Origin of the sequence: Kitasatospora sp. NPDC059812, assembly GCF_042732075.1 — a bacterium.
Lineage (GTDB): Bacteria > Actinomycetota > Actinomycetes > Streptomycetales > Streptomycetaceae > Kitasatospora.
This window is the reverse complement of sequence record NZ_JBHWIO010000076.1, coordinates 36234-41168: the sequence shown is the minus strand read 5'-3', so window position 1 is coordinate 41168 and position 4935 is coordinate 36234. Positions and strand designations below refer to the sequence as shown.

General features: G+C 78.1%; 2 protein-coding genes. Both read right to left on the bottom strand.

Annotation, left to right across the window (positions count from 1 at the left end):
- Positions 1 to 123: 123 nt before the first annotated feature.
- Positions 124 to 3009, bottom strand: coding sequence for a condensation domain-containing protein (locus ACFV6D_RS29755; protein ID WP_380561814.1), 2886 nt, complete (start codon positions 3007 to 3009; stop codon positions 124 to 126).
- On the bottom strand, positions 3006 to 4823 hold the full coding sequence (locus ACFV6D_RS29750) for an amino acid adenylation domain-containing protein (protein WP_380430360.1): 1818 nt from the start codon (positions 4821 to 4823) through the stop codon (positions 3006 to 3008). Before ACFV6D_RS29750 ends, ACFV6D_RS29755 begins: the two co-directional genes overlap by 4 nt.
- Positions 4824 to 4935: the final 112 nt, after the last annotated feature.

The window sequence follows — 4935 nt, the reverse complement described above, 5'->3', positions numbered from 1 at the left end:
TTAAGCGTACTCACTCCACAAACCCCTCGTTCGGTTCAGGGGCCCACCCTGCCCCGGGGCGCCCCCCCCACGGGGCGCGCCGCCCGCCCTCGGGCCGGCCGCCGCGACGCGGAGCGGTGCAGGTCAGCCGACCATCGCCGCCAGGACGGTGCGCCAGTCCTCGCCCGGCTCGGGGCTCAGCGGGGCGGCGAGGGTCTCCGCGCGGTAGTGCCAGGGACGGCGGAGTTCGGGATCGGCGTCGGGGCGCAGGTCCAGCGGGCTGCCGGAGTCGAGCAGGCGCACGAGCTCACCGGTGAAGTCCGCCCAGGAGACGTGCCCGTTGACGGCGTTGACGATCCGGCCGGCCGCCGGGTTGCCGTCGGCGACGCAGGCGGCGAGCGCGCGGGCCAGGGCGGCGGAGTGCACCCAGGCGGCGCCGTACCAGGTGGAGCGGTCGCCGGGGGCGGGGGCGGGCAGGGCGATCGGGCGGCCGGCCAGGGCGGCCTGGTAGAGGTCGCCGGTGGAGCCCCAGCGGAGCTGGTCGCGCAGACGCTGGTGCGGGCCCCAGACGATCGGGGCGCGGACCACGGTGGCCGGGCCCCGGCCGGTGGCGGCCGCCTCGAACAGGATGCGCTCGCAGTCCAGCTTGGCCTGCCCGTAGGGGCTGACCGGTTCGCCGGTGGGGCCGCCTTCGGGGACGTCGGTGCCGGACGGGCGGCCGTAGGCGTCGATGCTGCTGACGAAGACGAACGGGCCGCCGCGCCAGCCCTCGACCAGGGCGCGCATCGCAGCGAGGTCGACGGCGTGCTCGGTGAAGGTGCAGGCGGCGTGGATGACGGCGTCGACGCCCTCGACCGCGCGGCGCAGGCTGTCGAGGTCGGCGAGGTCGCCCTCGGCCAGTTCGGCGCCGTGCAGGGCGGGCAGGTGGGCGGACTCGGGCCGGACCAGGGCCCGGACCGGGCGGCCCTGGGCCATCAGTTCCTGGAGGACGGCCGCGCCGACTCCGCCGGTGGCGCCGGTGAGCAGCACGGTGCCCGCGCGGGTGCGGGTGCCCGGGCGGGAGCCGGTGCGGGCGGGGGCGGCGCGGCGCTCGTCCTCGCGGGTGGCGAGCAGGGCGGCGAGGGCGCGCGGGGTGCGCTGTTCCAGCACGTCCAGGCCGGTGAGCGGCAGGCCGGTGCGGGTGCGCAGGCGTTCGGCGAGCTGGACGGCGACCAGGGAGTGGCCGCCGAGGGCGAAGAAGTCGCCGTCGGCGGGCGGGGTGGTGCCGAGCAGTTCGCCGAAGGCCGTCCGGACGGTGTCGAGCGGGCCGGACCGCTCGGGGGCGGTCGGGGCCGCGCCGGGCAGCCGGCCGCGGTCCGGGGTCCCGTCGGCGTGCCGGGGCAGCCGGTCCAGCAGGGTGACGGCGGCCGGCAGGTGGGCGGGGTCGACGTGGCGGCGCAGGGCGGCGCGCAGTTCGACGCCGGTCGGGGCCACCGGGCCGCGCACCACGGCGTAGGCGAGCGGCGGGCCGTCGGCGGTCTCGACGACGGCCGCCTCGACCACCCGGGGGTCGGCCGACAGTGCGGCGAGGGCCGGGTGTTGGGCGGTGGCCAGGCGGGTGCCGGGGAGCGCGGAGAGGGGCTGGTCGGGGTCGGTGGCGACGGCGGCGAGCAGGTCCGCGAAGGCGGTGAGCAGGTGCTCGGCGGTGGTCTCGTCGAGGGCGTCCCGGTCGTGCTGGACCAGGCAGCGCGGCTGCGGGCCGTCCTCGACCAGCAGGGCGAGGCCGAACTTGGCCAGGCCCAGGTCGAGTTCGACGTCCTCGGCGGTGAGGCCGGGCAGTGTGAGCGGCTCGGCGGGGTGGACGAGGTCGCAGCTGACGGAGAGCAGCGGGGTGCCGTCGGCGCCGCGGGCCGCCGCGCCGAGCCGCTCGACGATCAGGTCGAACGGGATCTCGTGGTGCTGCTGCGCGTCGAGCAGCGCGGTCCGGGCCCGTCCGAGCACCTCGGTGAAGGTGGGATCGCCGGCCAGGTCGGCGCGCACCGCGAGGGTGTTGACGCCGAGGCCGACGGTGCGGCGCAGTTCGGGCCGCAGGCGCTGGCCGCTGGCACAGCCGAGGGTGAGGTCGGCCTGGTCGGCGGCGGTGCGCAGGGTGGCGAAGGCGGCGGCCAGGACGACGGCGAACAGGGTGGCGCCATGCCGGGCGCCGAGCCGGCGCAGGCCCTCGACGGTGGCGGGGGCGAGCGGGGCGGTGTGCAGCGTGGCCCGGCGCTCGCGCGCCCCGGGCGGGGTGGGCCGCAGCAGCGGCAGCGGGCGGGCGCCGGCCAGGTGTCGGGCGCGGGCGTCGGCGGCGCTGGTGAGTTCGGCGTCGCGGGTGCGCTCCTCACGGGCGTACTCGGCATACGACGGTCCGGGCGGCGGGAGTTGGGGCGCCACGCCGTCGCGGGCGGCGACGTAGAGGGCGGCCAGGTCGGCGGCGAGGACGGGCAGCGAGCCGCCGTCGACGGCGATGTGGTGGATGTTCAGGAGCAGGGTGTGGTCCTGCGGGTCGTGTCGCAGCAGCAGGGCGCGCAGGACCGGGCCGGTGGCGAGGTCGAAGGGGCGGGCGGCCTCGGCGGCGAGCAGGGCGGGGGCGTTGTTCCCGGCGCCGTTCTCCCAGGTGGCGTCCACCGTGCGCAGCGGCACCGGGGTGACCGGGTCGGTCTGCTGGTGCGGCTGGTCGCCCTGGCGGCCGTAGCGGGTGCGCAGGACGGCGTGGCGCTCGGTGAGGCCGGTGAGGGCGGTGGCGAGGGCGGCGGGGTCGAGCGGTCCGCGCAGGCGGGTGGCGAGCGGGACGTTGTAGAGGGCGCCGCCCTGGCCGAGGTGGTCCATCAGCCACATCCGCTGCTGGGCGTGCGAGAGCGGGGCGGGGCCGGCCGGGCCGTCGCCCTGGCCGGCCGGCACGCTCTGCGGGGCCGCCGGGCGCCCGCCCGCGGCGGGGCGGTTGCGGCGGGCGCGGCGCAGCAGGTCGGCCTGGTCGGCGGTCTGGTCGACGGCCGGGTGCTCGGCGGTCATCGGGTGGCTCCTTGCGGGGTGTCGTCGTGCGCGGCGCGCAGGGCTCGTTCGAGCAGGTCGGCCTGGCCGGCGACGGTGGGGTGGCCGAGGAAGTCGGCGAGCGAGAGCTCGACGCCGAGGTCCTCGCGGAGGTCGTCGACGACCCACATGGCGAGCAGCGAGTGGCCGCCCTCGGCGAGGAAGTCGGCGGCCGGGTCGGTGATCGGGCGTTCCAGGGCGCGGGTCCAGGCGGTGGCGACGGCCTGCTGGATCGGGGTGAGGGCGGCGGCGGTGCCGGGTCCGTCGGGGGCCGTCTCGTCGGTGGCGGCGAGGGCGCGGCGGTCGATCTTGCCGGTGCCGGTCAGCGGCAGGGCGGCGAGTACGGTCCAGGCGGTGGGCACCAGGTGGGCGGGCAGCCGGTCGGCGAGCCGGGCGCGGAGGGTTTCGACGGCCGGTCGGCTGCCGTCGGCGAGGACCAGGCAGGCGGTGAGCGCGGCGTCGGTGTGGCCGGGCCGGCGGACCACGACGGCCGCCTCGGCGACCTCGGGGAACTGCAGCAGCGCGTGCTCGACCTCGCCGGGTTCGATCCGGAAGCCGCGGACCTTCACCTGGTCGTCGGTGCGGCCGTGGAACTCCAGTGCGCCGTCGGGGCGTTGGCGGACGAGGTCGCCGCTGCGGTAGGCGCGGCCGGTGCCGGGCAGGTCGCGGAAGCGCTCGGCGGTCAGCTCCGGCCGGTCCAGGTAGCCCTGGGCGAGCCGGCCGCCGGCGATCCACAGTTCGCCGACGGTGCCGGGCGCCACCGGCGCGAGCTCCTGGTCGAGGACGAGGGCGCGGGCGCCGCCGAAGGGCCGGCCGATCGGGACCGGGCCGGTGGTGCAGTCGGCCGGGGTGATCCGGTGCAGGGTGGTGAAGGTGGTGGCCTCGGTCGGCCCGTAGACGTTGAAGAGTTCGAGCCAGGGGAAGGCGCGCAGCACCGCCCCGGCGTACTCGGGCGACAGGGCCTCGCCGCCGACGGCCAGGGTGCGCAGCACGCCGAAGATCCGGGACTGCCGGGCGGCCAGGTGGTGGAACAGGGCGGTGGTGATGAACACCGTGGTGACGCCGAACCGCTCGATGTCGCGGACGAGTTCCTCGGCGGTGGGCCGGTCGGACGGCGAGACGGCGACGGCGGCGCCGCGCGCCAGCGGGGCCCACAGCTCGAAGGTGGAGGCGTCGAAGCTGACCGTGGAGTGGAACAGGACCCGGTCGCGGGGGCCGAGCGTGAACGCGTCCTGGGCGGTGACCAGGTCTGCGACGGCGCTGTGCGGGACGATGACGCCCTTGGGCCGGCCGGTGGAGCCCGAGGTGTAGAAGAGCAGGGCGGGCGCGGCCGGCTCGGCGGCGTCGGGGGCGGCCGCACCGGCGGCGTCGGGGCCGTGCCCGGCCGGGACGGCGGGCTCGGCCAGGACGAGCGTCGAGGTCAGCGCGAGGGTCTGCTCCTCGGCGAGTCCGGCCTCGGCGAGCAGCGTCTTGTCACCGAGGACGAGCCGGACCCCGGCGTCCCCGGTCATCTCGGCGATGCGCTGGCGCGGGTAGGCCGGGTCGAGCGGGACGACGTGGGCGCCGGTCCGCCAGATCGCGAGCTGGGCGACGACCAGGCGGGTGGAACGGGCGCAGAGCAGGCCGACGGCACTGCCGGGGCCGATCCCCCGGGCGGCCAGGGTCGCGGCCAGCCGGGCGGAGGAGTCAAGGAGTTGACGGTACGTCAGAACGGTGGAGCCGTCGGTCACGGCGAGGGCGTCGGGGCGCTCCTGGGCGTGCCGGGCGATCAGGTCCGGGAGGGTCGCGGTGGGCATGATGGTTCCCTTCCGGGCGCCCCCGCCCCCCGCCCCCCGGGGGCGCCCCCCCCCCCCGGCCCGCCGGGGGGGGGGGCCCCTGCGGCCGGCGGCGGGAGCCCCACCCCCCCCA